21 protein-coding genes and 1 pseudogene are annotated in these 26,904 nt (G+C 74.9%); 11 read left to right on the plus strand and 11 right to left on the minus strand.

Annotated elements, in window-relative coordinates; translation table 11 throughout:
* Positions 1 to 24: 24 nt before the first annotated feature.
* Positions 25 to 1,452, plus strand: a complete 1,428-nt coding sequence (locus ACWPWW_RS18460; RefSeq protein WP_454051777.1) for an outer membrane protein assembly factor BamB family protein — start codon at positions 25 to 27, stop codon at positions 1,450 to 1,452.
* Between the two features lie 9 nt (positions 1,453 to 1,461).
* On the opposite strand, the gene ACWPWW_RS18465 is transcribed toward ACWPWW_RS18460, so the two are convergent.
* The 3 genes from ACWPWW_RS18465 to ACWPWW_RS18475 all read right to left on the minus strand — a co-directional run bounded on the left by ACWPWW_RS18465 (position 1,462) and on the right by ACWPWW_RS18475 (position 5,264).
* Complete coding sequence (locus ACWPWW_RS18465) at positions 1,462 to 1,833, minus strand: hypothetical protein (protein ID WP_454051778.1); 372 nt, start codon at positions 1,831 to 1,833, stop codon at positions 1,462 to 1,464.
* A 151-nt stretch (positions 1,834 to 1,984) separates the two neighbouring features.
* A complete protein-coding gene (locus tag ACWPWW_RS18470; RefSeq protein ID WP_454051779.1) occupies positions 1,985 to 3,196 on the minus strand; it encodes an alpha-hydroxy acid oxidase in 1,212 nt (403 codons plus the stop codon).
* A 25-nt stretch (positions 3,197 to 3,221) separates the two neighbouring features.
* A complete protein-coding gene (locus ACWPWW_RS18475) occupies positions 3,222 to 5,264 on the minus strand; it encodes a bifunctional aldolase/short-chain dehydrogenase (protein ID WP_454051780.1) in 2,043 nt (680 codons plus the stop codon).
* Between the two features lie 182 nt (positions 5,265 to 5,446).
* Between ACWPWW_RS18475 and ACWPWW_RS18480 the strand changes: the two genes are divergently transcribed.
* The 4 genes from ACWPWW_RS18480 to ACWPWW_RS18495 all read left to right on the plus strand — a co-directional run bounded on the left by ACWPWW_RS18480 (position 5,447) and on the right by ACWPWW_RS18495 (position 10,184).
* The gene (locus ACWPWW_RS18480; RefSeq protein WP_454051781.1) at positions 5,447 to 6,472 is read left to right on the plus strand and encodes a LacI family DNA-binding transcriptional regulator; all 1,026 of its coding nucleotides are present in this window, start codon (positions 5,447 to 5,449) and stop codon (positions 6,470 to 6,472) included.
* A 199-nt stretch (positions 6,473 to 6,671) separates the two neighbouring features.
* The gene (gene rhaI / locus ACWPWW_RS18485) at positions 6,672 to 7,838 is read left to right on the plus strand and encodes an L-rhamnose isomerase (protein WP_454051782.1); all 1,167 of its coding nucleotides are present in this window, start codon (positions 6,672 to 6,674) and stop codon (positions 7,836 to 7,838) included.
* 4 nt (positions 7,839 to 7,842) lie between these two features.
* Positions 7,843 to 9,333 carry a rhamnulokinase gene (locus ACWPWW_RS18490; RefSeq protein WP_454051783.1) on the plus strand — a complete coding sequence of 497 codons (1,491 nt, stop codon included), beginning with the start codon at positions 7,843 to 7,845 and terminating at the stop codon, positions 9,331 to 9,333.
* A 26-nt stretch (positions 9,334 to 9,359) separates the two neighbouring features.
* Positions 9,360 to 10,184, plus strand: coding sequence for a class II aldolase/adducin family protein (locus ACWPWW_RS18495; RefSeq protein ID WP_454051784.1), 825 nt, complete (start codon positions 9,360 to 9,362; stop codon positions 10,182 to 10,184).
* A gap of 13 nt (positions 10,185 to 10,197) precedes the next feature.
* Here ACWPWW_RS18495 and ACWPWW_RS18500 read toward each other — a convergent pair.
* Positions 10,198 to 11,151, minus strand: a pseudogene (locus tag ACWPWW_RS18500) (RNA polymerase sigma factor); the annotation flags it as partial.
* A 385-nt stretch (positions 11,152 to 11,536) separates the two neighbouring features.
* On the opposite strand from ACWPWW_RS18500, the gene ACWPWW_RS18505 reads away from it, so the two are divergent.
* Both ACWPWW_RS18505 and ACWPWW_RS18510 read left to right on the plus strand, forming a co-directional pair.
* Entirely contained in the window at positions 11,537 to 12,532 is a 996-nt protein-coding gene (locus ACWPWW_RS18505) for an aldo/keto reductase (protein ID WP_454051785.1), read from the plus strand.
* 99 nt (positions 12,533 to 12,631) lie between these two features.
* A complete protein-coding gene (locus ACWPWW_RS18510; protein WP_454051786.1) occupies positions 12,632 to 13,525 on the plus strand; it encodes an aldo/keto reductase in 894 nt (297 codons plus the stop codon).
* Between the two features lie 54 nt (positions 13,526 to 13,579).
* On the opposite strand, the gene ACWPWW_RS18515 is transcribed toward ACWPWW_RS18510, so the two are convergent.
* The 4 genes from ACWPWW_RS18515 to ACWPWW_RS18530 all read right to left on the minus strand — a co-directional run bounded on the left by ACWPWW_RS18515 (position 13,580) and on the right by ACWPWW_RS18530 (position 17,999).
* On the minus strand, positions 13,580 to 14,662 hold the full coding sequence (locus ACWPWW_RS18515; RefSeq protein ID WP_454051787.1) for an alkene reductase: 1,083 nt from the start codon (positions 14,660 to 14,662) through the stop codon (positions 13,580 to 13,582).
* 92 nt (positions 14,663 to 14,754) lie between these two features.
* Positions 14,755 to 15,297, minus strand: a complete 543-nt coding sequence (locus ACWPWW_RS18520; RefSeq protein ID WP_454051788.1) for a TetR/AcrR family transcriptional regulator — start codon at positions 15,295 to 15,297, stop codon at positions 14,755 to 14,757.
* A gap of 2 nt (positions 15,298 to 15,299) precedes the next feature.
* A complete protein-coding gene (locus ACWPWW_RS18525) occupies positions 15,300 to 15,884 on the minus strand; it encodes a sugar O-acetyltransferase (RefSeq protein ID WP_454051789.1) in 585 nt (194 codons plus the stop codon).
* Between the two features lie 63 nt (positions 15,885 to 15,947).
* On the minus strand, positions 15,948 to 17,999 hold the full coding sequence (locus ACWPWW_RS18530; RefSeq protein WP_454051790.1) for a discoidin domain-containing protein: 2,052 nt from the start codon (positions 17,997 to 17,999) through the stop codon (positions 15,948 to 15,950).
* A gap of 336 nt (positions 18,000 to 18,335) precedes the next feature.
* Between ACWPWW_RS18530 and ACWPWW_RS18535 the strand changes: the two genes are divergently transcribed.
* A complete protein-coding gene (locus ACWPWW_RS18535) occupies positions 18,336 to 19,073 on the plus strand; it encodes a DedA family protein (RefSeq protein ID WP_454051791.1) in 738 nt (245 codons plus the stop codon).
* A 55-nt stretch (positions 19,074 to 19,128) separates the two neighbouring features.
* Here the strand turns inward: ACWPWW_RS18535 and ACWPWW_RS18540 are convergent, their stop codons facing one another.
* The 3 genes from ACWPWW_RS18540 to ACWPWW_RS18550 form a co-directional block, all read right to left on the minus strand.
* Positions 19,129 to 19,980, minus strand: coding sequence for an HAD hydrolase family protein (locus ACWPWW_RS18540; RefSeq protein WP_454051792.1), 852 nt, complete (start codon positions 19,978 to 19,980; stop codon positions 19,129 to 19,131).
* Between the two features lie 204 nt (positions 19,981 to 20,184).
* A complete protein-coding gene (gene ptsP, locus ACWPWW_RS18545; RefSeq protein WP_454051793.1) occupies positions 20,185 to 21,900 on the minus strand; it encodes a phosphoenolpyruvate--protein phosphotransferase in 1,716 nt (571 codons plus the stop codon).
* Positions 21,897 to 22,172, minus strand: coding sequence for an HPr family phosphocarrier protein (locus ACWPWW_RS18550; protein WP_454051794.1), 276 nt, complete (start codon positions 22,170 to 22,172; stop codon positions 21,897 to 21,899). Before ACWPWW_RS18550 ends, ptsP begins: the two co-directional genes overlap by 4 nt.
* A 324-nt stretch (positions 22,173 to 22,496) precedes the next feature.
* Between ACWPWW_RS18550 and ACWPWW_RS18555 the strand changes: the two genes are divergently transcribed.
* The 3 genes from ACWPWW_RS18555 to ACWPWW_RS18565 are packed head-to-tail and all read left to right on the plus strand — an operon-like array spanning position 22,497 to position 26,754.
* The gene (locus ACWPWW_RS18555) at positions 22,497 to 23,321 is read left to right on the plus strand and encodes a PRD domain-containing protein (RefSeq protein ID WP_454051795.1); all 825 of its coding nucleotides are present in this window, start codon (positions 22,497 to 22,499) and stop codon (positions 23,319 to 23,321) included.
* 53 nt (positions 23,322 to 23,374) lie between these two features.
* The gene (locus ACWPWW_RS18560) at positions 23,375 to 25,294 is read left to right on the plus strand and encodes a beta-glucoside-specific PTS transporter subunit IIABC (protein ID WP_454051796.1); all 1,920 of its coding nucleotides are present in this window, start codon (positions 23,375 to 23,377) and stop codon (positions 25,292 to 25,294) included.
* Positions 25,291 to 26,754, plus strand: a complete 1,464-nt coding sequence (locus ACWPWW_RS18565; protein ID WP_454051797.1) for a glycoside hydrolase family 1 protein — start codon at positions 25,291 to 25,293, stop codon at positions 26,752 to 26,754. Before ACWPWW_RS18560 ends, ACWPWW_RS18565 begins: the two co-directional genes overlap by 4 nt.
* Positions 26,755 to 26,904: the final 150 nt, after the last annotated feature.

Consider the following 26,904-nt stretch of genomic DNA (forward strand, 5'->3'; position numbering starts at 1 on the left):
GGCCCGCACCCGTACGGTGACGGGGTGGGGGCGCAGCAGGTGGACGTGGAGCTGGTGGACGAGCCGGGGCGGGACGCGCCCGCGCAGCCCGACCGGACCGCGGCGCGGCGTGCCCGGGTGGGGCGGCTGCTGCGCCGGTGGTGGCCGCTGCCGGTCGCCGCGGCCGTCGGCGTCGTCGCGTGGCAGGTGGTCGACGACGCCCGTGAGCGGGCCGCGGTCGCCCCGCTGCGCGCGACCGCGTCCGTCATCGGGACCACGGTGACCCCGCCGCTGACGGCGACGGCCTGGGGCGCGGCGGACGCGACGGCCGTGCTGAGCGACCCGGCGCGGACCGAGGACGGGCTGCTGGCCGGCGCGGTGCTCACCCCGGCGGCGGGGTGGGAGCTCGTCGCGCTCGACGCCGCCGACGGCAGCGAGGCGTGGCGCGTGACGCTGCAGGGACCGCCGGAGGGCATCTCGGCGTCGGCCTCGGTCGACTGCGCACCGGACGGCGACCCCGCCCGCACGCTGGCGTGCGTCGCGACCACCCAGCAGATCGACCCGATGGTCGGCACCCTGACCGTGCGGTCGCAGTTGCTGCAGGCCGACCTCGCGGCGCGCACGGTGCAGCCGGTCCGCGACCTGCCGGACGGGACGTCCGTCACCGTCGCGGGCGACGTGCTGGTGCAGGTCGACGGGTGGGCGGCCACGCCGGACGCGCTGGTGGTCACGGGGACGGACCTGGCCACCGGCGACCCGCTCTGGCGCACCGAGATCCCCGCCGCGGGCACGGACCACGCCGCCGCGGCGACGCTCCGCCGGCTGGACGGGCACGTCCTGATCGGGGTGGCGACGGCCACCTGGGCGCTCGACCCCGCCGACGGGCGCGTCGAGGCGTCCGGCACGGACCTGCAGGCACCGCGCAGCGGCGGGCGGCTGGTCGACGTCGCGGGCAGCAGCAGCGCCCGCGTCTTCGGGCCGGACGGCGAGGTGGGCGCCGAGCTCGACGCGACGCCGGTGCTGCTCGGGATCGACGACGGCAGCGTCCCCGACGTGCTGCTGCTCTGGCGGTTCGACGGGTCGATGGGCGGCACGCTGCTCGGCGTCGACGCCGCGACCGGCGAGCAGCGGTGGGCGGTCCCGATGGACCAGGCCCTGGTCGGGGGCGCCGTGCTGCTCGACGGGGTGCTCCACGTGTCGGACGGCCCCACCGTGCGGGCGCTGGACGCGGCCACCGGTGCCGAGCGCTGGGCCACCGCCGGCGGGACGGACGGGGGCGTCACGTCCGACGGGGTCTCGCTGCTGCGGGTCGAGCGGGACACCGGGACCGGGGAGCGCGTCCTGGTGGCGTACGCCCTGGCGGACGGGCGCCGCAGCTGGTCGACGCCGCTGCCCGAGGAGGCGGCCTCGCTGTTCGTGCGGGACGGCCGGCTGTTCGGGCTGCGGGACGAGCAGGTCGTCCTGCTCGGCTGACAGGGTGCGTCAGGCGACCTCGACGTGGCACCACACCAGGCGCGTGTTCCCGGCGGCGCGCTGCACGCCCCACTCGACCGCGGCCCGCAGCGCCTCGACCGCGCGGGACCCGAGCCGCTGCGTGCCGGCCGGCCCCCGGGCGGACAGGCGCACGACGGGACCGACGACGTCGATCTCCACCCGGACCACGTCGCCGTCCGCGGCGCGCAGCGCGGCCTCCCGCGCGAGCTCGGTCGCCACGCGGCGGACCGCCGGGCGGTGCTGCGGGGCGACACCCGCGCGGGCGGCGCACGCGTCGGCCCAGTCGCGCGCGTGCACCGGCGTGGCGGAATCGGCGGTCAGGTCGAGCGCGGCGTACCACGGCTCCAGCGGTGCGGGCACGGCGTCTCCTGCGGGTCCGTCCCGCCCGGGCGGCGGGGACACCACCAGCCTGCCGCCCGCAGGCCGCGGGCGGATCCACCGCCGAGCCCATCGTCGCCTACGCCGCGCGCGGTACCCGGCGGAGCCGGCATCCCCCGCAGGTGGGACCCCGCTACGGCAGCCGGACGTGCTGGGGGCCGAGCTCCGCGACGCTGCGTACCCCGAGCAACGCCATCGTCCGCCGGACCTCGCGGGTGAGGATCTCCGCCGCCCGGTCGACGCCGCGCTCGCCGCCGGCCATCAGCCCGTACAGGTAGGCGCGGCCGACCATGGTCGCGTCGGCGCCGAGCGCCAGCGCGGCGACGACGTCCGCGCCCGACATGATGCCGGTGTCGACCCACACCTCGGCGCGGTCGCCGACGGCCTCCTGGACGTCGGGCAGCAGCCGCAGCGGCACCGGCGCCCGGTCCAGCTGCCGGCCGCCGTGGTTGGACAGCACGATCGCGTCGGCGCCCGCGTCGACCACCCGGCGGGCGTCCTCGACGGTCTGGATGCCCTTGATGATCAGCGGGCCGTCCCAGGACGCCCGGAGCCACTCGAGGTCGGCGATGGTCATCGTCGGGTCGAACAGCTTGTCCAGCAGCTCGGCGACGGTGCCGTCCCAGGTCTGCAGCGACGCGAACGTCAGGGGAGCGGTGGTCAGCAGGTTGATCCACCAGGCCGGGTGCGTCCCGGCGTCGAGGACGGTCTTGACGGACAGCGCGGGCGGGATGGAGAAGCCGTTGCGGGTGTCGCGCAGCCGCGCGCCGGCGACGGGGACGTCGACGGTGAGCTGCAGCGCCTCGAACCCGGCGGCCTTCGCGCGGGCCATCAGGTCCTCGCCCGCCGACCGGTCCTTCCACACGTAGAGCTGGAACCACTTGCGGGCGTCGGGCGCGGCGGCGGCGACGTCCTCGATGGACGTCGTGCCCATCGTGGAGAGGGCGTAGGGGATGCCGCGGCGTTCGGCGACGCGGACCACCGCGCGCTCGCCCTCGTGGTGCATCATCCGGGTGAACCCGGTGGGCGCGAACGAGAACGGCACCGCCGCGGGCTTGCCGAGCATCTCGGTGCTGGTGTCGATCGCGGACACGTCCTGCAGGATCGACGGCCGGAGCTCGAGCTGCCGGAACAGCGAGCGGACGCGGCGCAGGCTGATCTCGGCCTCGGCGGCGCCGTCGGTGTAGTCGAACACCGACCGCGGGGTGCGGCGGCGGGCGACCTTCCGCAGGTCGCCGATGGTGAGGGCGTCGGCGAGGCGGCGCTCGGTCGGGTCCAGGCGGATCGGCTTGGCGCGCAGCAGCGGGCGCAGCTCGGACCACTTCGGGATCTGGCGCTGGGTCATGGCTCGATTCTCCGGTGCTCGGGGGTCAGCGCAGGAATGCGGCGGCGACGCCGGAGTCCACGGGCACGTGCAGGCCCGTGGTCTGCACCAGGTCGGGGCCGGTCAGGGCGACGACCGCGGCGGCGACGTGCTCCGGCAGCACCTCGCGCTTCAGCAGCGTCCGCTGCGCGTAGTACGCGCCGAGCTCCGACTCCGGCACGCCGTAGGTCGCGGCGCGCTGCGCACCCCAGCCGCCGGCGAAGATGCCCGAGCCACGGACCACGCCGTCGGGGTTGACGCCGTTGACCCGGATGCCGTGCTCGCCGAGCTCGGCCGCGAGCAGCCGCACCTGGTGCGCCTGGTCGGCCTTGGTCGCGGAGTACGCGACGTTGTTCGGTCCGGCGAACAGGGAGTTCTTGGACGCGATGTAGACGATGTCGCCGCCCATGCCCTGCGCGATCATCGCGCGCGCCGCCTCCCGGGAGACCAGGAACGACCCGCGGGCCATGACGTCGTGCTGCAGGTCCCAGTCGCGGACGGTGGTCTCGAGGAGCGGCTTGGAGATGGACAGCCCCGCGTTGTTCACGACCAGGTCGACACCTCCGAACGCCAGCACCGACTCCCGCACCAGGCGCGCGACGGCGTCCTCGTCGGTGACGTCGGCGTGCACCGCGACCGCCACGTCCGGTCCGCCCAGCGACGCCGCGACCTCCTGCGCGGACTCCAGGTCGACGTCCGCGACCACCACGCACGCGCCCTCGGCGGCGAGCCGCTCGGCGATGGCCCGCCCGATGCCCGAGCCCGCGCCGGTCACCAGCGCCACCCGGGTCGCGAGCGGTCTCGGCTTCGGCATCCGCGCGAGCTTGGCCTCCTCCAGCGCCCAGTACTCGATGCGGAACTTCTCGGACTCCTCGATGGGCGCGTAGGTGCTGATCGCCTCGGCGCCGCGCATCACGTTGATGGCGTTGACGTAGAACTCGCCGGCGACGCGGGCGGTCTGCTGGTCCTTGCCGAACGAGAACATCCCGACGCCGGGCACCAGCACGATCGCGGGGTCGGCGCCGCGCATCGCGGGGGAGTCCGGGCCGGCGTGCCGCTCGTAGTAGGCGCGGTAGTCCTCGCGGTAGGCGGCGTGCAGCTCCCGGAGCCGCGCCACGGCGTCGTCGAGCGGCGCGTCCGCGGGCAGGTCCAGCACCAGCGGCGCGACCTTGGTCCGCAGGAAGTGGTCGGGGCAGGAGGTGCCGAGCGCCGCGAGCCGCGCCAGCTCCTCGCGCGAGGTGAAGTCGAGCACCACGTCGGCGTCGGTCCAGTGCCCCACCTGGGGGCGGTCGGTCGACGCGAGCCCGCGGATCACGGGCGCCAGCGCGGCGGCCCGGGCCCGGCGCTCGTCGTCGGGCAGCGCCCCGAACCCCGGCCGGGTGTGCCCGAACGGGTGCCGGCCGAGGCGGGCGGTGCGTTCCTCGATGAACGCCTCGGCGGTGCGGATGATGTGCAGCGAGCGCTGCTCGACCTCGTCGGAGGTGTCGCCCCAGGCGGTGATGCCGTGCCCGCCGAGGATGCAGCCGACGGCCTGCGGGTGGGCGGCCTTGATCGCCGCGATGTCCAGGCCGAGCTGGAACCCCGGCCGGCGCCACGGCACCCAGACGACCGCGTCGCCGAAGATCTCCGCCGTCAGCGCCTCGCCGTCCGCAGCGGTCGCGAGGGCGATACCGGCGTCGGGGTGCAGGTGGTCGACGTGCGCCGCGTCGACCAGGCCGTGCATCGCGGTGTCGATGGAGGGCGCCGCGCCGCCGCGGCCGTGCAGGCAGTAGTCGAACGCCGCGACCATCTCGTCCTCGCGGTCGACCCCGGGGTAGACCTGGGTCAGCGCGCGCACCCGGTCGAGCCGCAGCACCGCGAGCCCCGACTCCGTGAGCGTGCCGAGGTCGCCGCCCGAGCCCTTCACCCAGAGCAGCTCCACGTCGGTGCCCGTGACCGGATCGGTGGCCGTGCCCTTCGCCGACGTGTTGCCACCCGCGTAGTTGGTCGTGCGCGGGTCGGCACCGAGCCGGTTCGAGCGCGCGATCAGGTCGGCGGCGGGCTGCGACATCGTCGTCTCCAAGCAGTCGGGTTGATGAATCGATTCATCACGGTAGTCAGCGTCGTCGTCCCGCGTCAAGGCGCGAGCCGCGGGCCCACGGGGTGCAGCGGGTGCGCGGCTATGCTGCCGCGGGACGGTCGCAGCCCGCGCCGCCCGGCCGGACGGCCCGCAGACCCCGCGCAGGAGCACCCGTGACCACCTCCGCCGCGCGTCGCAGCTCGATCGGCGACGTCGCCCGCCTGGCCGGCGTGTCGGTCGGCACGGTGTCCAACGTGCTGAACCGCCCCGAGCGGGTCGCCCCCGCCACGCGCGAGCGGGTGCTCGAGGCCATCGAGCGGCTGTCCTTCGTGCCGAACGCCTCGGCCCGCCAGCTGCGCGCCGGGACCATCACCACCGTCGGCGCCCTCGTGCTGGACATCCGCAACCCGTTCTTCACCGAGGTGGCGCGCGGCATCGAGGACCGGCTGACCACGGCGAACCACACGCTCATGCTGGCCAGCTCCGACGACGACCCCGAGCGCGAGGCCCGCTACCTGCGGCTGTTCGAGGAGCACGGCGTCTCGGGCCTGCTGGTCGTGCCCACGGGCGACGACATCGACCCGCTGCTCGCGCTGGCGGCGCGCGGCATCCACACCGTCATGCTCGACATGGCGTCGCCGACCGACTCGCTGGCGTCGGTGTCGGTCGACGACGTCGCCGGCGGCCGGCTGGCGGGCGAGCACCTGCTGGAGCTCGGGCACCGGCGGATCGTCATGCTCAACGGCCCGCACACCATCCGGCAGTGCCGCGACCGCCTCGCCGGGCTGCAGCGCGCCGTCGAACGCCGCGGGCTCGACCCCGACGCCGTGGTCCGCGAGGTCCGCATCCCCACCCTCGACGCGGGCGGTGCGGCGGCGGCCTTCGCCCCGCTGCTGGACGAGGACCCGGTGCCGCACGCGGTGTTCTGCGTGAACGACCTCGCGGCCATCGGGGTGCAGCGGGAGATCCGCCGGCGCCGTCCCGACCTGCTCGGCCGGATCGCCCTGGTCGGCTACGACGACATCGAGATCGCGGCCGAGCTCGCCACCCCGCTCACGTCGGTGCGCCAGCCCGCGCACGACGTGGGCTGGCGCGCCGCCGACATGCTGCTGACCCGGGACGCGGACGGCGGCCGGGTCCGCGACCACGTCGTGTTCCAGCCCGAGCTCGTCGTCCGCGACACCAGCGTCCCCGCCTGACCGCGCGCATCCGCCGAGGTCGAGCCTTCGGCGCGAGGTCGAGCGGTCGACCCCTCGACGTCGCGGCAACCTCTCGACCTCGGCGGTGCCCGGCCGCGGGCGGCCGGCCGCCGCGGGCGGCCGGCCGCCGCGGGCTCGCTTGACCTCGGCGCGGGGGTCTGAAACGATTCAGCCCTCGTCATCCAAGGGAGGATGTCTCATGGCCATCGATCAGGCCGCTCTCGACCTGCTGCACCGGCAGGCGATCGAGCTCCCGTCGTGGGCGTTCGGGAACGCCGGCACCCGGTTCAAGGTGTTCACCACGCCGGGCACCCCGCGGACCGTGCAGGAGAAGCTGGCCGACGCCGCCCAGGTCAACGCGCTGACCGGCCTGGCCCCGAGCGTGGCCCTGCACATCCCGTGGGACCAGGTCGACGACTTCGCGGAGCTGGGCCGGTACGCCGAGGACCTCGGGGTGCGGCTGGGGACGATCAACTCGAACACGTTCCAGGACGACGACTACAAGCTCGGCTCGCTCACGCACACGGACCCGCGGATCCGGCAGAAGGCCGTCGACCACCACTACGCCTGCATCGACGTGATGCACGAGACCGGCTCGCAGGACCTGAAGATCTGGCTGCCCGACGGCACGAACTACCCGGGTCAGGGCGACATCCGGGGCCGGCAGGACCGCCTGGCGGAGTCCCTGCAGCAGATCTACGCGCGGCTCGCCGACCACCAGCGGCTGGTGCTGGAGTACAAGATCTTCGAGCCGTACTTCTACACGATGGACGTCCCGGACTGGGGCACGGCGTACGCGCACGTCACCGCGCTGGGGGAGCGGGCGATGGTCTGCCTGGACACCGGCCACCACGCCCCGTCCACCAACATCGAGTTCATCGTGGCCCAGCTGCTGCGGCTGGGCCGGCTCGGGTCGTTCGACTTCAACTCGCGGTTCTACGCCGACGACGACCTGATCGTCGGCGCCGCCGACCCGTTCCAGCTGTTCCGGATCATCGCCGAGGTCGTCCGCGGCGGCGGCCTCGAGGCGGGCAGCGACGTCGCGTTCATGCTGGACCAGTGCCACAACATCGAGGACAAGATCCCCGGGCAGATCCGCTCGGTGCTCAACGTCCAGGAGATGACGGCCCGCGCCCTGCTGATCGACCAGGCGGCGCTGCGCGAGGCCCAGGACGCCGGGGACGTGCTCGCCGCCAACGGCCTCTACATGGACGCGTTCTACACCGACGTGCGTCCCGACCTGGCGGACTGGCGCGAGTCCCGCGGCCTGCCGCGCGACCCCGTGGCCGCCTACCGCGCGTCGGGCTACGGCGAGCGGATCGCCGCCGACCGCGTCGGCGGCCACCAGGCGGGCTGGGGCGCCTGACCCGATGGGCACCCGGTCACTGGTCGCCGTCGACCTCGGGGCGTCGAGCGGGCGGGTGATCGCCGGACGCCTCGAGGGCGGCCGGCTCGTCACCCAGGAGCTCGCCCGGTTCGCGAACCGCCCCGTCTCCGTGCCCACCCCCGCCGGCCCGCGGCTGCACTGGGACGTGCTCGCCCTGTGGGCCGGCGTCACCGACGGCCTGCGCGCCGCCGGGGAGCTGCCCGGCGGCGTCGCGAGCGTCGCCGTCGACTCCTGGGCGGTCGACCACGGCCTGCTCGACGGCGACGGCGCCCTGCTCGGCAACCCGGTGCACTACCGGGACGCCCGCACGGACGGCTGGCCCGCACGGCTCGCGGAGCACCTCGCCCCCCGCGACCACTACGCCGCGACGGGCACGCAGGTGCAGCCCTTCAACACCGTCTACCAGCTCGCCGCGGGCGCGGGGGAGGCGCAGCAGCGCGCGGCCCGGCGCCTGCTGCTGATCCCCGACCTGCTCGGGCACTGGCTGTCGGGTGCGGAGGTCACGGAGCTGACCAACGCCTCCACCACCGGGCTGCTCGACGTCCGGACCGGCCGCTGGAGCCCCGTGGTGCTCGACGCCCTGCGCGCGGCGACGGGCACGGACGCGAGCCGGCTGCTGGCGCCGGTCGTGCCCCCGGCCTCGGTGCTGGGCGAGGTGCTGCCGGGCGTCGGCGGCGAGCTGGGGCTCGCCGGTGCCCAGGTCGTGACGGTCGGCTCGCACGACACCGCGTCGGCCGTCGCGGCCGTGCCGATGGGCGGCGCGCCTGCGGCGTACATCTCGTCGGGCACCTGGTCGCTCGTCGGGGTCGAGCTCGACGCGCCCGTGCTGACCGCGGAGTCCCGCGCCGCCAACTTCACGAACGAGCTCGGGGTCGCGGGCACGGTCCGGTACCTGCGCAACGTGGCCGGGCTGTGGCTGCTGCAGGAGTGCGTCCGCACCTGGTCCGCCGCCGGGACCGACGTGGACCTGCCCGCGCTGCTCGCGGCCGCCGCCGACGCCCCCGCGCTGCGCACGGTGGTCGACGTCGACGACCCCGTCTTCGCGCCGCCGGGCGACATGCCCGCGCGGATCGCCGAGGCCGCGCGCCGCACGGGCCAGCCGGTGCCCGACGGCCCGGCCGCCGTGACCCGCTGCGTGCTCGACTCGCTCGCGCTGGCCTACCGCCGCGCGGTCCGCGACGCCGTGCGGCTCTCCGGCCGGCCCGTCGAGGTCGTGCACGTCGTCGGCGGCGGGTCGCGCAACGACCTGCTGTGCCGGCTCACCGCCGACGCCACCGGCCTGCCCGTCGTCGCCGGCCCCGCCGAGGGCACGGCGATCGGCAACCTGCTGACCCAGGCGCTCGCCCTCGGCGAGCTCGCCGGGGGTCTGGCCGCGGTGCGCGAGGTCGTGCGCGCGTCCGCGGAGCTCGTCCAGCACCACCCCGGGGGATCCGACCAGTCGTGGCAGCGGGCCGAGGAGCGCCTGCGGCCGTGACGACACCACCCACCGAAGGACACGCCATGCCCCTGACCCCGCCGTTCCCCGCGCTCGACGAGCTGCTCGCCGCCATGGGCGACGCCGGTGCGCGCATCTGCGCCATCGACGCGTCCGAAGCCGGCGCCGGCAACATCTCGGTCTACCTCGGGTGGGACGTCGAGCTCCGACGGCGGTTCCCGGTCACCGAGGAGGTCACGCTGCCGGTGCCCGTCCCGGCGCTCGCCGGCCGCACCGTCCTCGCGACCGGCTCCGGCCGGCGCCTGCGGCAGATCCAGGACGACCCCGAAGCCGCGATCGGCGCCCTGCGCGTGCACGAGGGCGGCACCACGGCGACGCTGCACACGTCACCGCGCCGGCTGTTCGAGCGCCTGACCTCGGAGCTCAACTCGCACCTCGCCGTGCACCAGGACCAGGTCGCCCGGCGCGGGATCGGCTTCCAGGCCGTCGTGCACGCGCAGCCGCCGCACCTGACCTACCTGTCGCACGTGCCCGCCTACCGGGACACCGCGGCGATGAACGCGGCGGTCCTCCGCTGGGAGCCGGAGTCGGTCGTGTCGCTGTCCCAGGGCGTCGGCGTCCTGGACTTCATGGTCCCGGGCTCGGCCGAGCTGCAGGCGGCGAACGTCGCCGGGCTGCGGGAGCACGAGATCGTGCTGTGGTCCAAGCACGGCACGATGTCCCGGTCCGACGTGTCCGTCACCCGGGCCGTCGACCGCGTCGAGTACGCCGAGACCGGCGCCCGGTACGAGTACATGGACCTGGTCGCCGGCGGCGGCGCGCAGGGACTCACCCGCGACGAGATCCGCAGCGTCGCACGGGAGCTCGCGGTCGACTCGCCCTGGGCGTGACGGGCCGCCGTGCTCAGCCCAGGTAGTCGCGCAGGACCTGGGCCCGGGACGGGTGCCGGAGCTTCGACATCGTCTTGGCCTCGATCTGCCGGATGCGCTCGCGGGTGACGCCGTACACGCGGCCGATCTCGTCGAGCGTCGCCGGCTGGCCGTTGGTGAGGCCGAACCGCATCGTGATGACGCCGCCCTCGCGCTCGGACAGCCCGTCGAGGACCGACTTGATCTGCTGCTGCATCAGGCTGAAGGTCACGGCCTCGATGGGCTCGACCGCGTCGCCGTCCTCGAGCAGGTCGCCGAGCTGGCTGTCGCCCTCGGTGCCCAGCGGGGTCTCCAGGGCGACGGGCTCGCGGCTGTAGCCCTGCACCTCGACGATCTTCTCGGGCGTCATGTCCAGGACCGCGCCGAGCTCCTCCGGCGTGGGCTCGCGGCCCTCCTTCTGGTACAGCTCGCGGTGCAGCCGGGCGACCTTGTTGATGACCTCGACCATGTGCACCGGGATGCGGATGGTGCGGGCCTGGTCCGCCATGCCGCGGGTGATCGCCTGCCGGATCCACCAGGTGGCGTACGTCGAGAACTTGAAGCCCTTGGCGTAGTCGAACTTCTCGACCGCGCGGATCAGGCCCGAGTTGCCCTCCTGGATCAGGTCGAGGAACAGCATCCCGCGGCCCGTGTACTTCTTGGCGATGGAGACGACCAGGCGCAGGTTCGCCTCGATCAGGTGGTGCTTCGCCCGGTCGCCGTCGGCGGCGATCAGCTGGAGCTCGCGGCGGGTCGCGGCCTTGTGCTCGCCGCCCGTCTCGAGCAGGTGCGTCGCCATCTGGCCGGCCTCGATGCGGCGGGCGATCTGCACCTCCTCCTCGGCCGACAGCAGCGCGACGCGGCCGATCGCGCGCAGGTAGTCCTTGACCGGGTCGGCGGTCGCGCCGGCGGAGGTGATGACGGCTGCGGGGGCGTCGTCCTCGTCGGTCGCGATCACGTACGAGTCGTCCGGGGCGGCGGTCGGGGTCTGGACCGGGGGGAGCGTGGCCTGGGTCATCGAGCGTGTGTCCTCTCGCCGGCGGGGAGCCGAGCGGCGGTGTCGCCGGAGATGTCGCACGCGCCTGCCACCACGCGCAGGGGGGACGCGGGATGACCCGAAGGGTGTCGAGGCCGGGCCTCGGACGCAGCTCCCGGCCATCGGAACCGGGGCGGAGTGCTCGCACCATTGTAGTCGCCGCACGGTCCGGCGGGCCGGGGTCCGGCGGAGATCACGCGGGAGAGTGGTGCGCGCGGCGTCGAAGGGGGTCCCCGCAGGGTCTCCCTCCGCGCCGCGCCGCCGCCTAGCGTCGGTCACGACCACGAGGAGGCGCACCATGCACGCACGCACGCTCGGCACGTCCGGGGGAGGGCTCCAGGTCTCGGCCGTCGGTCTCGGGGCGATGGGCATGTCCCAGAGCTACGGACCCAACCCCGGGACCCGCGACGACATGATCGGCGTGCTGCGCGCGGCGGTCGACCGCGGCGTCACGTTCGTCGACACGGCCGAGGTCTACGGGCCGTACGTCAACGAGGAGCTGGTCGGCGAGGCGCTCGCGCCGGTCCGCGACCAGGTGGTGATCGCGACCAAGTTCGGCTGGGACGTCCGGGACGGGCGGTCGGTCGGCCTGGACAGCCGGCCCGAGCAGATCCGGCGCGTCGCGGAGGCGTCGCTGCGGCGGCTGCGCACCGACGTGATCGACCTCTTCTACCAGCACCGGGTCGACCCCGGCGTCCCCGTCGAGGACGTCGCCGGGACCGTCGGGGAGCTGGTGGCCGAGGGGAAGGTGCGGCACCTCGGGCTGTCCGAGGCGTCGGCGGCGACCATCCGCCGCGCGCACGCCGTGCACCCGGTGACCGCCGTGCAGAGCGAGTACTCGCTGTGGACCCGCGACCCGGAGCCCGAGGTGCTGCCGGCGCTCGCGGAGCTCGGCATCGGGTTCGTCCCGTTCAGCCCGCTCGGCAAGGGGTTCCTCACCGGGACGGTGGGCACCGGCACGTCGTTCGCGGAGGGCGACGTGCGGGCGACCATCCCGCGGTTCGCCGAGGACAACCGCGCGGCGAACCAGGCCCTGGTCGACCACGTGGCCCGGCTCGCGGCGGAGCGCGGGGCGACGCCCGCGCAGGTCGCGCTCGCCTGGCTGCTCGCGCAGCAGCCGTGGATCGTCCCGATCCCGGGCACCCGCCGGGTGGCGCGGGTCGAGGAGAACGCCGGTGCCACGCAGGTCGCGCTGTCCGCGGACGACGTCGCCGACCTCGACGCCCTGGCGCGGCGCGTCGGCGTGCACGGCGACCGGTACGGCGCGCAGCACCTGGGGTACCTGGACCGCTGACGGTCCCGGGTGCCCGCACCGGGTCGGAGGGGCGATGCTGGGGACCGGGTCGTCGCCGACGGGGCGACGGCCCGTCCCGACGCCCCGGAGGTCCTCGACATGCAGCAGCGCACGCTCGGCCCGTACACCGTCTCCGCCATCGGCCTCGGCGCCATGCCGCTGTCGATGAACAACGACGAGGTGTACCCCGAGCCCGCCGACGCGATCGCGACGATCCACGCCGCCCTCGACGCCGGCATCACCCTCATCGACACCGCCGACATCTACGCGCCCTCCTGGGACCAGATGGGGCACAACGAGCGCCTGGTCGGCGAGGCCGTCCGCAGCTGGGGCGGCGACACCTCGCAGCTGCTGGTCACCACCAAGGGCGGCATCACCCGCAGCGAGGGCGAGCAGTGGGGGCGCGACGGTTCGCTCGCCTACCTGCGCGGTGCCGTGGAGCGGTCGCTGCGCGCGCTCGGCGTCGAGGCGATCGACCTGTACCAGTACCACCGCCCCGACCGCTGGATCGTGTACGGCGAGATCATGGAGCACCTCGCCACGCTCAAGGCCGAGGGCAAGATCCGGGAGATCGGCATCTCCAACGCCAGCGTCGAGGAGATCGAGATCGCCCAGCAGGTGCTCGGCGAGGGCGGCCTGGTGAGCGTGCAGAACGAGTTCTCCCCGCGGCACCCCGGCAGCTACGACGAGCTCCGGTACTGCGAGCGGCACGGCATCGCGTTCCTGCCGTGGAGCCCGCTCGGCGGGACCGGCGGCGGCGCCCGGCAGGTCGGCGACCGGTTCGGCGTGTTCAGCGAGATCGGGAGGGACCACGGGGTGAGCCCGCAGCGCGTCGTGCTCGCCTGGGAGCTCGCGCTGAGCGACGTGCTGATCGCGATCCCCGGCTCGCGCCGGCCGGCGTCCATCACCGACTCCGCCGCGGCGGCCGACCTGACGCTGTCGGCCGACGAGGTCGAGCGGTGCTCGCGCGCGGTGGGGATCGACGTCGGCTGACGGCCGCCGGCCCGGGTCCTGCCGGGTCCGACCCGACCGGCAGGCCCCCGAGGTTCAGCGGGCGCCGGTCAGGAACGGGTAGTCCGTGTAGCCGAGCGCGCCCTTCGCGTAGAACGTCGCCGGGTTCGGCTCGTTCTCCGGGTGCTCGCCGGCCCAGCGCTCGACCAGGTCCGGGTTCGCGATCGCCGCACGGCCGACGGCGACCACCTCGGCGGTGCCGCGGGTGACCAGGTCGAGGGCCTCGTCACGGGTCGTCATCTCCGAGAAGCCCGTGTTGGCCATCAGCGGGCCGCCGAACCGGGCACGCAGCCCCTGGACGAGGTCGCCCGCGGGCTCGGCGTGCAGGACGCTCAGGTACGCGAGGCCGAGCGGCCGGAGGGCGTCGACCAGGTGCCCGTACGTGGCCTCGACGTCGGCGAGATCGGTCTCCAGCGCGTCCTGGATGTCGTGCATCGGGGAGATCCGCAGGCCCACGCGGCCGGCACCCACCTCGGCGGCGACGGCGGTGACCACGTCGACGACCAGGCGCGCGCGGCGCTCGGGGGAGCCGCCGTACCGGTCGTCCCGGACGTTCGAGGCCGGCGACAGGAACTCGTGCAGCAGGTAGCCGTTGGCGCCGTGCACCTCCACCCCGTCCAGGCCGGCGTCGACGGCGCGCCGGGCGGCGGCGACGAACGTGTCCACGACGCCCGCCGCCTCCTGCGTGCTCAGCGCGTGCGGGACGGGCAGGTCGGCCTTCGTGCCGTCGGGCAGGTGCACCTGGCCGGCGATGGCGATCGCGCTCGGCGCGACCACCCGGTCGGTCCCGGTGATCGCCGGGTGGGAGACCCGCCCGCCGTGCATGAGCTGCATGACCAGCCGGCCGCCGCGGGCGTGCACCGCGTCGGCCACCCGGGCCCAGCCGGCGGCCTGCGCGTCGGTGGCGATGCCCGGCTGAGCCGGGTACGCGCGGGACTCCGCGTCGAGGAACGTGCCCTCGGTGACCATGAGGCCGGTGCTCGCGCGCTGGGCGTAGTGCTCGACCAGCAGGTCGTTCGGGACGCCGTCGGCGTCGGCGCGCATCCGGGTCAGGGGCGCCATGACGACGCGGTTGGACAGCTGCAGGTCGCCCAGGGCGACGGGGGAGAAGAGGGTCACGTCCTCGTCGAACGCGGCGGGGCGGGCAGACCTTCCGGGCGGTCGGGATCGGCGGGGGTGGGCTGCGTCACGTCACGTCACGGCGGGTCGCGTCACGTCCCCGTGATGCGCCGCACCGCGAGCTCGACGTCCGCGTCGTCGGCCGGCCGGTCGTCCAGCGCCCGGTGGATGGTCAGGCCCTCGACGAGCGCGTCGAGCACGCGCGCCGTCGCGGGGTCGAAGCACCGCTCGAGCGCCGCCCGGCTGCGGGCCATCCACGCGTTGGTGAGGCCGCGGTAGGCAGGGTCGCGGGCCGCCAGCGTGTAGAGCTCGTGGGTCAGCACGAGCTCGCGCTGGGTCGGGAAGACGTCCCGCCGGACCAGCTCCACCACCGCCCGCGCGCCGCCCTCGCGGTCGCCCGGCTCGACCTGCGCGAGCCGTGCGGCGAACCGGTCCGCCACCGTGTCCGCGAACCGGCCGAGCGCCTCCCGGAGCAGCTCGTCCCGCCCGGAGAAGTAGTACGTCATCGACCCGAGCGGCACGCCGGCCGCCGCCGCCACCCGCCGGTGCGACGTCCCGTCGACGCCGTCCTGCGCGATCACGTCGACGCAGGCGTCGATGATCCGGTCGCGCCGGCCGCGGTCGGTCGGTGGCACGGTCAGATGTTCTCGCGGATCACGCGGGCCGGGTTGCCGACGGCCACCACGTTCGCCGGGACGTCCTTCGTCACCACGGAGCCGGCGCCGATCACGGAGTTGTCGCCGATCGTCACGCCCGGGCAGACGATCACGCCGCCGCCGAGCCAGACGTTGTCGCCGATGGTGATGGGCTGCGCGGCCTCGAGCTTGTCGCGCCGCGGCTGCGGGTCGACGGGGTGCGTCGGGGTGAGCAGCTGCACGTGCGGGCCGATCTGGCAGTCGTCGCCGATGGTGATCGGTGCGACGTCGAGCGCGGTCAGGCCCATGTTGATGAACGTGCGGCTGCCCACCGACACGCGGTTGCCGTAGTCGACGTGCACGGGGGCGCGCACGTGCGTGCCCTCGCCCACGTGGCCGAACAGCTCGGCCAGCACGGCCTGGCCCGCGTCCGGGTCCTCGGCGTAGGCGGCGGCGAACCGCGCGGCGAGCCGGACGGCCTGCTTCTGGGCCTCGATGATCGTCGGGTCGTCGGAGATGTAGAGGTCCCCGGCGAGCATCCGCTCGTCGTTCGAGCGCGGGTCCCCGGCGAAGTAGTCGGTCGTCATGCGGGCGAGCCTAGCCTGATGTGTACGTTCGTACACATGCGGTCCGGTGGGTGCCCGCGCGGTTCAGGAGAAGACGCGCAGCTCCGCCACGCTCCACCACGGGTCGGCGTCGGCCGTCAGACGGACGCGCAGGTGCCGGACCTCGTCGCCGTCGAGCGTCGCCGCGGTGACCGCGCCGGCGCCGGCGCCCGCGGCGACCGGACCGCGCCACCTCTCCCCGTCGTCGCTGACGAGCACCTCGTACCCGCGCGGCCAGTCGCCGCCGCCCGCGTCGAGCACCACCGACCGCACCGCGACCGGCTCGCCGAGGTCGACCTGCAGCGCGTCGCCCGCGCGCTGCGGCCGCCCCGAGGACCAGCGCGTACTCGGATCGCCGTCGACCGCCCGGGCCGCGACGTCCTCCGCGCAGCACGGGTCGGACGGCGCGGGCGGGTCCGCCGACACCGCCGCGTGGGGCACGTCAGCCGCGTCAGCCGCGTGGGACAGGTCGACCGGCACCGGCAGCGCGCCCCTCGCGACGGGCTCCGGCGCGGCCCCGGGGCCCCCGACCACCACGGTCGTCAGCGACCGGGCCGCCAGCACCACCGGGAACCGGTCGTCGTCGACCTCCACGGCCACCGGGCGCTCGTCGCCGTCGTTCTGCGCCAGCACGACGACCGCTCCGGCGGGTGTCCGGAACGCCACCTGGACGACGGCGTCGTCGGCTGTCCACGTCGACGCGACCCGCACGGACCCGGGCGGCACGAACCGCGCCGCGTGCGCCAGGACGTCCCGCTCGGCGTTCCGGGACACCGCGTCGCCGTCGACGGTCACCACGCCCGTGCAGGTCGCGCACCCGCCGACGTGCGGGCCGCCGTCGGTGTCGAGGGCGAGGTTCCAGGTGAGCACCGCGGTGGCCCCGTGCGCCAGCGACCCGACCAGCAGGTTCCGCGCCTGCCAGGCGAGGGTGTCCGCGAACACCTGGTCGGGCGGCGTCCCGGGCGCGTGCGAGCCCGAGCACTCGGTGACCCAGATCGGCAGGCCCGGGAACTCGTCGCGGATCGCGTCCTGCGCGCTCGCGTCGCCCGAGTAGCAGTGGAACGCGACGCCGTCGAGCCACGGCGCCGCCGCGCTGCGGAGCACCTGCGCCGCGTAGTCCGCCTCCGGGTCGGCGCCCTCGGGGGTCGCGGCGGCGTCGCCCGGGTGCAGCGACCAGTTGTGGTCGAACGCGAGCAGCTGCGTCTCGAGGCCGGCCTCCTCGAGCGCGGGACCGAGCTCCCCGACCAGGCGGACCTGGTCGGCCACCGGCATGTCGGTGCCCGGGTACCCGTCCGGGTGGCGGGCCTGCGGCTCGTTCTGCACCGTCAGCGCGTCGATCGGCACCCCGGCGGCGGCGTACTCCTGCAGCGCCTGGACCAGGTACGCGGCGTACGTCCGGTAGGCGCGGTCGTCGTCCAGCAGCCGGCCGCCCACGAGGCTCCCGGAGGTCTTGAGCCACGCCGGCGGGCTCCACGGCGACGCCACCACCACCAGCTCGGGCGCCAGCGCCCGGATCTCCCGCAGCAGCGACCGCACGCCCGGCTCGTCGCCCGCGGTGCTGAACCGCTCCAGGTCCCAGTCGGTCTCCCCGGGCGGCAGGTCGTCGTACGTCCGCGCGGCGTCCACCACGAAGTCCGACCCGCCCAGCGGGAGCCGGAGCACCGACAGGCGCGTCGGCCCGGCCGGGTCGAACAGCTCCGTGAGCAGCGCGCGCCGCGCCTCCTCGGACATCGCGAGCAGCAGCGCCGCCGACGACTGCGTCAGCGCCGCGCCGAAGCCGCGGACCTCCTGCGCCTCGTCCGCGCCGTCCACCGCGACGACGTCCTCCGCCGCCGCACCGGGTGACGGCGCCACCGTCGCGACGCGCTCCAGGCGGACGTCGCCGTCGGCCGTCGTGCGCCACACCTCCGCCTCGCGCGGCGCCGCCGCCGTCGTCGCGCCGTCGTCGGGCCGCCCGTCCTCTCCCCGGCCGTCGCCACGCAGCCCGTCGCCGCGCGTGAACCACACCGCGAGGGCGAGCGCGGCGAGCGCCACCAGCACCCCGGCGAGGAGCACGCGCCGGCGTCGCGCCTCGGGGGCGGCGGGTCCGGCGGGCACGCGCACCACCCCCTCGCGTCGGCGCGACCCGAACGAACCTACGCGCGCCGGGGCGGGCCTGCAGGGCGCCGACCGGAAGGCCGGGGTCCTCCGGGTGAACGCCGTCCACGAGGAGCTGCCCTTCGACGACGACCTCCGCGAGGCCGTCGACGGCGAGATCCGCGCGATGGCGCGGTGGCTGCGGCTCGACGTCGACCGCTGAGCCACCTCCGCCCGGCGTGCGGCGCGTGCCGGCCTGCGTGCGGCCGTGTGGACGTTCTGTGACGCCGGGCGCTCCACGCGTCCCGGCATGTCAGGGTGGGTGCTCGCCCCGACGACCCCGTGGAGCCCCGACGCATGAGCGCCGTCATCGACGCCACCGCCCTGTCCGCCGAGGTGGCCGCACCCGCCGCCGAGTACTCCGGCTTCATCGGCTGGGTGCTCAGCCTGATGGAGACCCTCGGGGAGGTGGGCGTCGGCGCCGCCGTCTTCATCGAGACGTTCGTGCCGCCGATCCCCTCCGAGGCCGTCCTCCCCGGCGCGGGCTTCCTCGCCTACGACGGCCGGATGAGCCTGTGGTGGGCGGTCGTCGCCGCGACCGCCGGCGCGGTGCTCGGCGCGTGGATCTGGTGGTTCGTCGGCGCCGCGCTCGGCCGGACCCGGACCCGGGCCCTGGTCGCGCGTCTGCCGCTGCTCGACGCCGACGACTTCGACCGGGCCGAGCGGTTCTTCGTGCGCTGGGGGCCGATCGCCGTGCTCGCCGGACGGTGCGTGCCGCTCGTGCGGAGCTTCGTCTCCATCCCCGCCGGGATCGAGCGGATGCCGTTCTGGGCGTTCACCCTCTACACGACCATCGGGTCGGCGGTGTGGAACGGCCTCTGGATCGGCCTCGGGTACGCGTTCGGCCCCGCGATCGAGCCGGTGCTCGCCGAGTGGAGCGGCGTCCTGTCGAACCTCGTGCTCGGGGCGATCGCGGTCCTGGTCGTGTGGTTCCTCGTCGTGCGGGTCCGCCGCCGCCGACGCGAGCGCCGGGCGGCCGCCGCGGCGGGCGCCGAGCCGGCTGCCGCCGGGGCCGGCGTCAGCAGCGAGGTCTGACCGGACCGCCGGCGCTCGCGGGCCTGCTCCCGTCAGCCGACGCGCTGGCGATCCGTCACGCGGTCAGCCCGAGCTCGGCGAACGCGTCCACCAGGCCCTCCCGCTCCGGCCCGGCCGCGACCCGGTCGGCGACCGCCAGCACCCGCGGGTCCGCGCCCTCGATCGCCACGCCGGTGCCGGCGTGCGCGAGCATCTCGAGGTCGTTCAGCCCGTCGCCGAACGCGATCACGTCGGCGCGGTCCGCCCCGAGGTCGGCGGTGACCGCCTCGATGCCGCGGGCCTTGTGCACGCCCTGCAGGTAGATCTCGCCCGCGCTGTCGCCCCGTGCGGACACCGAGCTCGGGAGGATGCCGACCCGGTCCCCGATCGCCTCGAGCAGCACCTGGCGCGGCGCGCGCGACGCGAAGTACGACACCTTCGCGAACGAGCAGCCGGACAGGTCGTCCGACATCTCCAGCGCCGCGAGGATGTCCAGCGGGTGCTCCGTCGTGCCGCCGGCCTCGGGGTCCCGCAGGTCGCCGCGGAGCAGCGCCGTGAGCCGGGCGTCCACACCGGGCCGGCCGTACAGCGCCTGCGGGGCCTCCAGGACGTAGGCGGCGTCGTGCTGGTCGAGGACCTCGACCACGACCGCCGCGAGGTCCTCGGGGAACCGCTGGTCGACCAGCACCCGGCCGTCGAGCTCCACGTACCCGCCCGCCGACGCCACGAGGCCGTCGAACCCCACGCCGAGGATCCGCTCCGGCAGCATCGCCTTCGGGCGGCCCGTGCACAGCAGCACCCGGTGCCCCGCCGCGCGCGCCGCCCGCACCGCCGCCGCGTGCCCCGGCGGGACCACCCCGCGGTCCGCGTAGGTGCCGTCCACGTCCAGGAACACGAGCTTGCGGGTCTGGGGAGAGGTGAGGGTCACGCGCCCAGGATTTCATGCCGCGCGCAGTCGCTCCGGCGGACGCCCGGCCGGACGCCCCCGGGCCAGCCGCATCACCAGCTGATTCTCGCGTCGCAAGCCGAGGTGTCGGCCGGCGACGCGAGAATCGGCTGGCGCTGGCGCTGGCGCTGGCGCTGGCGGGCGAGCCGCAGCTCACGAGGTGGGTGACGCGCCGAAGGGGTCTGCTCACCGGCCGCCGAGCAGCACCGCGCCGGTCTCGGGCCGGAGCCGGGCGCGGACGGCGTCCCGAGCGGCGGTGGCGTCGGGGGCGGTCAGTGCGGCCTCCGCCATGGCGCGGCACTCGTCGAGGGTGTGCGCGTGCAGCGCGTACCGCACGGCGGGCACGCGCACGGCGGCCATGGACAGGCTGGTGATGCCGAGCCCGGTGAGCACGAGCGCCATGAGCGGGTCGTTCGCGGACTCGCCGCACACGCCCACGGGCTTGCCGGTGGCGGTCCCGGCGGACGCGGTGGCGCGCACGAGCTCGAGCACGGCGGGCTGCCACGGGTCGAGCAGGTCGGCGAGCTCCCCGCGGAGCCGGTCGGCGGCCATCGTGTACTGGGCCAGGTCGTTGGTGCCGAGCGAGACGAAGTCGACCTCGTCCAGCAGCGCCCGGGCGCGCAGCGCGGCCGCGGGGACCTCGACCATGACGCCGACCTTCGTGATGCCGGCGGCCCGGGCTGCGGTGGCGAACGCGCGGGCCTCGGCGGGCGTGGCGATCATCGGGGCCATCACCCGGACGTCGTCGCGGCGCTCCGCGGGCAGGGCGGTGACGGCGGCGCCGAGCGCCTCGAGCTGGCGCTCGACGATGCCGGGCAGGGACCGGACCAGCCGGTAGCCGCGGACGCCGAGCGCGGGGTTCTCCTCGTCGGTCTGGTTCGCGAACGCCAGCGGCTTGTCGGCCCCGGCGTCCAGCGTCCGGATGACGACCTTCCGGCCCGCGTAGGCCGCGACGACCTCGGCGTAGGCGGCGGTCTGCTCGGCGACGGACGGCTCGGTGCGCGCGTCGAGGAACAGCACCTCGGTGCGGAACAGCCCGATGCCCTCGGTGCCGGCGGCGGCGGCGCGCGCGTCGGCGGGGGTGCCGACGTTCGCGAGCAGCGGGACGGGGTGGCCGTCGGCGGTGGCCCCGGGCCCGGTGAGGGCGGCGATGGTGCGCTCGCCCTCGGCGCGACGGTCGACCTCGGCGACGACGTCCGGCGACGGGTCCGACACGACGGTGCCGGCGGCGGCGTCGACGAGCACGACGGTGCCCGCGGTCAGCGCGGAGGCGCCGGCGACGCGGACCACGCACGGCAGGCCGAGCTGGCCGGCGACGATCGCGGTGTGGCTGGTGGGGCCGCCGAGCTCGGTGACGACGGCCGCGACGAGGTCGAGGTCCAGGGCGGCCGTGTCGGCGGGGGACAGGTCGTCCGCGACGACGACGGCTCGCTCGGTCAGCTCCAGGCCGGGCGCGGGCACGCCCAGCAGCCGGGCGACCACGCGGTGCCGGACGCTGCGCAGGTCGGTGGCGCGCTCGGCGAGGTCGCCGCCGGCGGCGGTGAACATCGCGGCGAAGCCCTCGACGGCCTGGTCGACGGCGGTGGCGGGGCCCGTGCCGGCGTGCACGAGGCGGGCGGCCTCGGCGGCGAGCGCGGGGTCGGCGGACATGGTGGCCGCGGCGGTCAGCATCTGCGCCAGGTCCGGGTTGGTGCTGGTGGCGGACCGGGCGCGCAGGTCGTCGCCGACCGCGGCGAGCGCCGCGCGGATCTCGGCCTCGGCGGCGGCCGGGTCGGTGGCGGCGGGCTCGTCGGCGGGGACGACCGGCGGCGGGGTGACCACGGCGACGGGTGCGACCGCGAGGCCCCTCCCGACGCCGATGCCGTGCAGGGTCGTGCTTCCGACCGTCCCGGCGGAGGTCACGCCTGCACCGCGTCGAGGTCGCTCTCCAGCAGGCCGACGAGCTCGTCCAGCAGCGCCTCGGCGTCCACGGACGACGAGGTCAGCTCGACCTCCTCGCCGTGCTCCAGCTTGAGCCCCATGAGCATGAGGATGCTGGACGCGTCCACGCCGGCCTCGCCGACGCGGGCGATCTGCACGGGGTGGCCGCCGGCGGCCACGCGGCCGGTCAGCAGGGAGGCGGGGCGGGCGTGCAGACCGGAGGTGGTCGCGATGCGTGCTCGGCGCTGAAGCATGGTGGATCCCTTCATCGACGGCCGCCCTCGGCGGCGACCGTGCCAGGGCAACAAAAAAGACCTGAGGCGCCGGCGCGTGCCGGTTCCTCAGGTCTTGCCTGATCTCGCTCAGTGACAACCCTGGTGGCCACCAGTTGTACGCGGCGCCCCGGATCGCGTCAAACCGGTCCCGGGGGTGGCCGCGCAGCAGGGCGGGACCAGGGCGGTTGTCTCGTGCTGGGGCGGATGTTAACGTCCCCGTGGCTTGTCACTGCTGATGCAGGCAACACCACCGCCGAGGCCAAAGAGGGCCCCGGTAGAGCAGGTCTGCAACGGAGTGAACGCGTGAAGGTGCGACGCATCCTCAACAACAACGTCGTGGCCGCGGTGGACGCCGCCGGTCGCGACGTGATCGTCGTCGGCAAGGCCATCGGCTTCCAGGGCAAGCCTGGCGACACGATCGACGAGAAGCGCGTGGAGTCGGTCTTCCGGATCCGCGACGATGCCGCCGGCAACCACCTCGCGTCGATCGTCGGCACCGTCCCGCCCGAGATCCTCCAGGTCACGGCGGACATCGTCACGGTCGCACGCCGCTCGTTGGGCCGTGAGTTCGGGGACGGCATCTTCGCGTCCCTGGCGGACCACCTCGTCTACGCCGTGCAGCGCGTCCGGGAGGGCATCTCCCTCGCGAACCCGCTGGCCGTCGAGGTGCGGACCATCCACCGCGACGAGTACCTCTTCGCGCGGTCCGCCGTGATGATCCTCAACAAGCAGCTCTCGGTGACTTTCACCGACGACGAGGCCGTCAACATCGCGCTGCACTTCGTGAACGCGACCGTCGGCGGCTCGTCGGAGAAGACCGCGCGGCTCATGGACTTCATGCGTGACGTCCTCGAGGTCGTGCGCCGGGAGCTCGGCATCGACCCCGGCGACGAGCGGCACGCCTACCTCCGGTTCGCCACCCACCTGCGCTTCCTGGCGCAGCGGGTGGTGGACGGCGAGGTCGAGGACGGCGGTGACCCGAAGCTGCACGCGTTCCTCGTGGAGCAGCAGCCCCGGGCCTTCGCCGTCGTCGACCAGGTGGCCGCGGTCGTCGAGGAGCGCCACGGACACGTCATGACGCTGCAGGAGCGGACCTACCTCGGCCTGCACCTGTCGAACCTGCTCTGACCCCTCCCACCCGTGCGCCCCGACGAGGGGACCGGGACATCTCAGGAGCACCTGTGAGCTACGAGAAGGACGCCGCCGCGATCATCGCGGCGGTCGGCGGCGAGGACAACGTGACCTCGCTCTACCACTGCGTCACCCGCCTGCGGTTCGGCCTGGTCGACCGGTCGCGCGTCGACGAGGCGGCGGTCCGTGCCGTGCCCGCCGTGCAGGCGATCAACCAGAGCGGCGAGCAGTTCCAGGTGATCGTCGGCAACGACGTGCCGAAGGTGTTCGCGGCCGTCACGGCCACGCACCCCGGCCTGGTGAGCAAGGTCAACGACCCGAACGCCGACGACGCGCCCGGCGCGCAGACGGCCGCCGCGTCCGGCGGCAGCATCCGCGACCGGTTCTTCGGCTTCCTGTCGAAGACGTTCCCGCCGCTGCTCCCCGCCATCGCGGGCGCGGGCCTGATCAAGGGCTTCCTCGCGCTGGCCGTGTGGCTCGGCTGGATGTCCGCGGAGACGCAGACCTACCAGCTGCTGTTCGCGCTCGGCGACGCGTTCTTCTTCTTCCTGCCCGTGATGATCGCGATCTCCGCGGCCCGCGTGTTCAAGACGAACGTGTTCGTCGCGGCCGCGCTGTCCGGCGCGCTGGTCTACCCGAACCTGGCGGCGCTGCTGGCCGCGGGCGCGCCGGTGACGTTCCTCGGCCTGCCGGTCACCGCGACGACCTACTCGTACACGGTGATCCCGTCGCTGCTCGCGGTGTGGGCGCTGTCCTGGGTCGAGCGCGGCCTCAAGCGGGCCCTGCCCGCCGCCCTGCACCTCAGCGTCGTCCCGCTGGTCAGCATGCTCGTGGTGGGCCCCGTCACGCTCGTGGCGCTCGGCCCGGTCGGCGCGATCATCGGCGACCAGATCTCCGGCGGCCTGAACTGGCTGCTCACCCACGGCGGCGTGCTCTCGGGCATCCTGCTCGGCGGCCTGATGTCGCTGATCATCATGACCGGCATGCACGCGGCCCTGGTGCCGTTCATCCTCGGCAACCTGGCCACGCTGGGCCACGACCCGTTCCTCCCGCTGACCTACGTGCAGGTGTTCTCCGTGGCCGGCGCGCTGTTCGGCGTCGCCATCCGCGCGCGGTCCAAGCAGGTCCGGGCGACGTCGCTGTCCACCGGATTCACGGCCCTGATGGGCGTCACCGAGCCGGGCCTGTTCGGCCTGCTGCTGCCGATGCGCCGGGTGTTCCTCGCGAGCATGATCGGCGGCGCCGCGGGTGGCGCGGTCGCGCTCGGCTTCGGCTCGAAGGCGTACGCGCTGGTCGGCAACAGCGGCCTGCCGGGGCTGCCCGGCCTGGCCGGCGAGTCGTTCGGCTGGTCCGTCGCGGCCATCGCCGCCGCGTTCGTCGTCTCGGTGGTCGCCGTCGTGCTGATCGGCTTCGACGAGAGCCCGCTCAGCGGGGGTACCGCCGCCACGACCGCCGACGCCACCACCCCGGCGCCCGCGGCTGCCGTCACCGGCGGCCCGGTCGTCGCCGCCCCCGTCGCCGGCACGGTGGTGCCGCTCGACCAGGTCGCCGACGCCGCGTTCGCCAGCCAGGCGATGGGCAAGGGCGTCGCGGTGCTGCCGACGGACGGCGAGATCGTCTCGCCCGTCACCGGCACGGTCGTCACGGTGTTCCGGACCAAGCACGTCGTCGGCCTGCGCAGCGACGACGGCGTCGAGGTCCTCGTCCACGTCGGCATCGACACCGTGAACCTCGGCGGTCAGCACTTCACCGCGCACGTGCAGGACGGCGACCGCGTGTCCGTGGGCGACCGCCTGCTGACCGTCGACCTGCCCGCCGTCGCCGCCACCCACGACACGACGACGGTCGTCGTCGTCACCAACACGCCCGCGTTCGCCGGGGTCGAGACCGTCGCGGGCGGCACCGTCCGCGCCGGCGCCGACCTGCTGGCGATCGAGACCCTCGAGCACGCACTGGAGACCGCCCGATGAGCTTCCCGAAGGACTTCCTGTGGGGCGTCGCGTTCGCCGCGAACCAGATGGAGGGCGGCTTCGACGCCGACGGCAAGGGCCTGTCCACCGCCGACGTCGTCCCGTTCCGCTCCCCGGAGGCGCGCAACTACACCGCGCTCGAGGCGCTGATGCGCGCCTCGGACGAGGAGATCGCGACCGCGCGGACCGTCGAGGGCGGGCAGGGCTACCCCAAGCGGTACGGCGTCGACTTCTACCACCGGTACCGCGAGGACATCGACCTGTTCGCGGAGCTCGGCATCACCGCGCTGCGGCTGTCGATCGCGTGGACGCGGATCTTCCCGCACGGCGACGACGCGGAGCCCAACCAGGCCGGCCTCGACTACTACCGCGACCTGCTGACGCGGCTGCGGGAGCGGGGCATCGAGCCGGTCGTCACGCTCTCGCACTACGAGATGCCGCTGGCGCTCGTGGCGGACGGGCGCGGCGGCTGGTCCGAGCGCGGCGTCATCGACCTGTTCACGCGGTACGTCGAGACGGTCGTGCGCGAGCTGCACCCGCTGGTGACCTACTGGCTGACGTTCAACGAGATCAACACGACGCTGCTGGAGCCCTACACCGGCGGTGGCGTGGTGACCCGCGAGGGCGAGCACACCGAGGCGAAGGCGTGGCAGGCCCTGCACCACCAGTTCGTCGCCAGCGCCCGGGCCGTGCGGATCATCAAGGGCATCGACCCGCAGGCGCAGGTCGGCTGCATGCTCGCCCGGATGCTGCACTACCCGGCGACCAGCGCGCCGGCCGACGTGCTGGAGGCGCTCGAGGCGAACGACCTCAACCTGCTGCACACCGACGTCCAGGTGCGCGGCGCGTACCCGACGTCCGTGCCGCGGCTGTGGGCCCGCAAGGGGATCACGGTCGCGATGGAGGACGGCGACGCCGAGGAGCTGGCCGCGGGCACGGTCGACTTCCTGTCGTTCAGCTACTACATGTCGCTGGTGTCCGCGGCGGACCCGTCCCGGTACGGGATCACCGGCGGCAACATCTTCTCCAGCATCCGCAACCCGCACCTGGAGGTCACGGACTGGGGCGTGCACCACGACCCGGTCGGCCTGCGGATCGCGCTGCGCGACATGTGGGACCGGTACCAGGTGCCGCTGTTCGTCGTGGAGAACGGCCTCGGCGCGAAGGACGAGGTCGGGCCCGACGGCCGCGTCGACGACCCGTACCGGATCCAGTACCTCAGGACGCACATCGAGCAGATCGGCGAGGCGATCGACGACGGCGTGCAGGTGCTCGGGTACACCGCGTGGGGCGGGCTGGACATCATCGCGGCGTCGACGTCGCAGATGTCCAAGCGGTACGGCCTGATCCACGTCGACCAGGACGACGAGGGCAACGGGACGCTGGCCCGTACGCCCAAGGCGTCGTTCGACTGGTACCAGCAGGTGATCGCCTCGAACGGGGCGTCGCTGACGGCCTGACGCGCCGGCGGGCGGGGGGGGCGCGGGGGGGGGGGCCCCCGGCCGCCCCCCCCCGGCGGGGCAAGCCGCGGGGGTGCGGGCGCGGGGCGGCCCGGGCCCCGGCAACAACAAACCGCGGGGGGCGCCGGCCGAGGCCCCGCAACGGGGGGG

This window comes from Cellulomonas sp. Marseille-Q8402, from assembly GCF_965119525.1.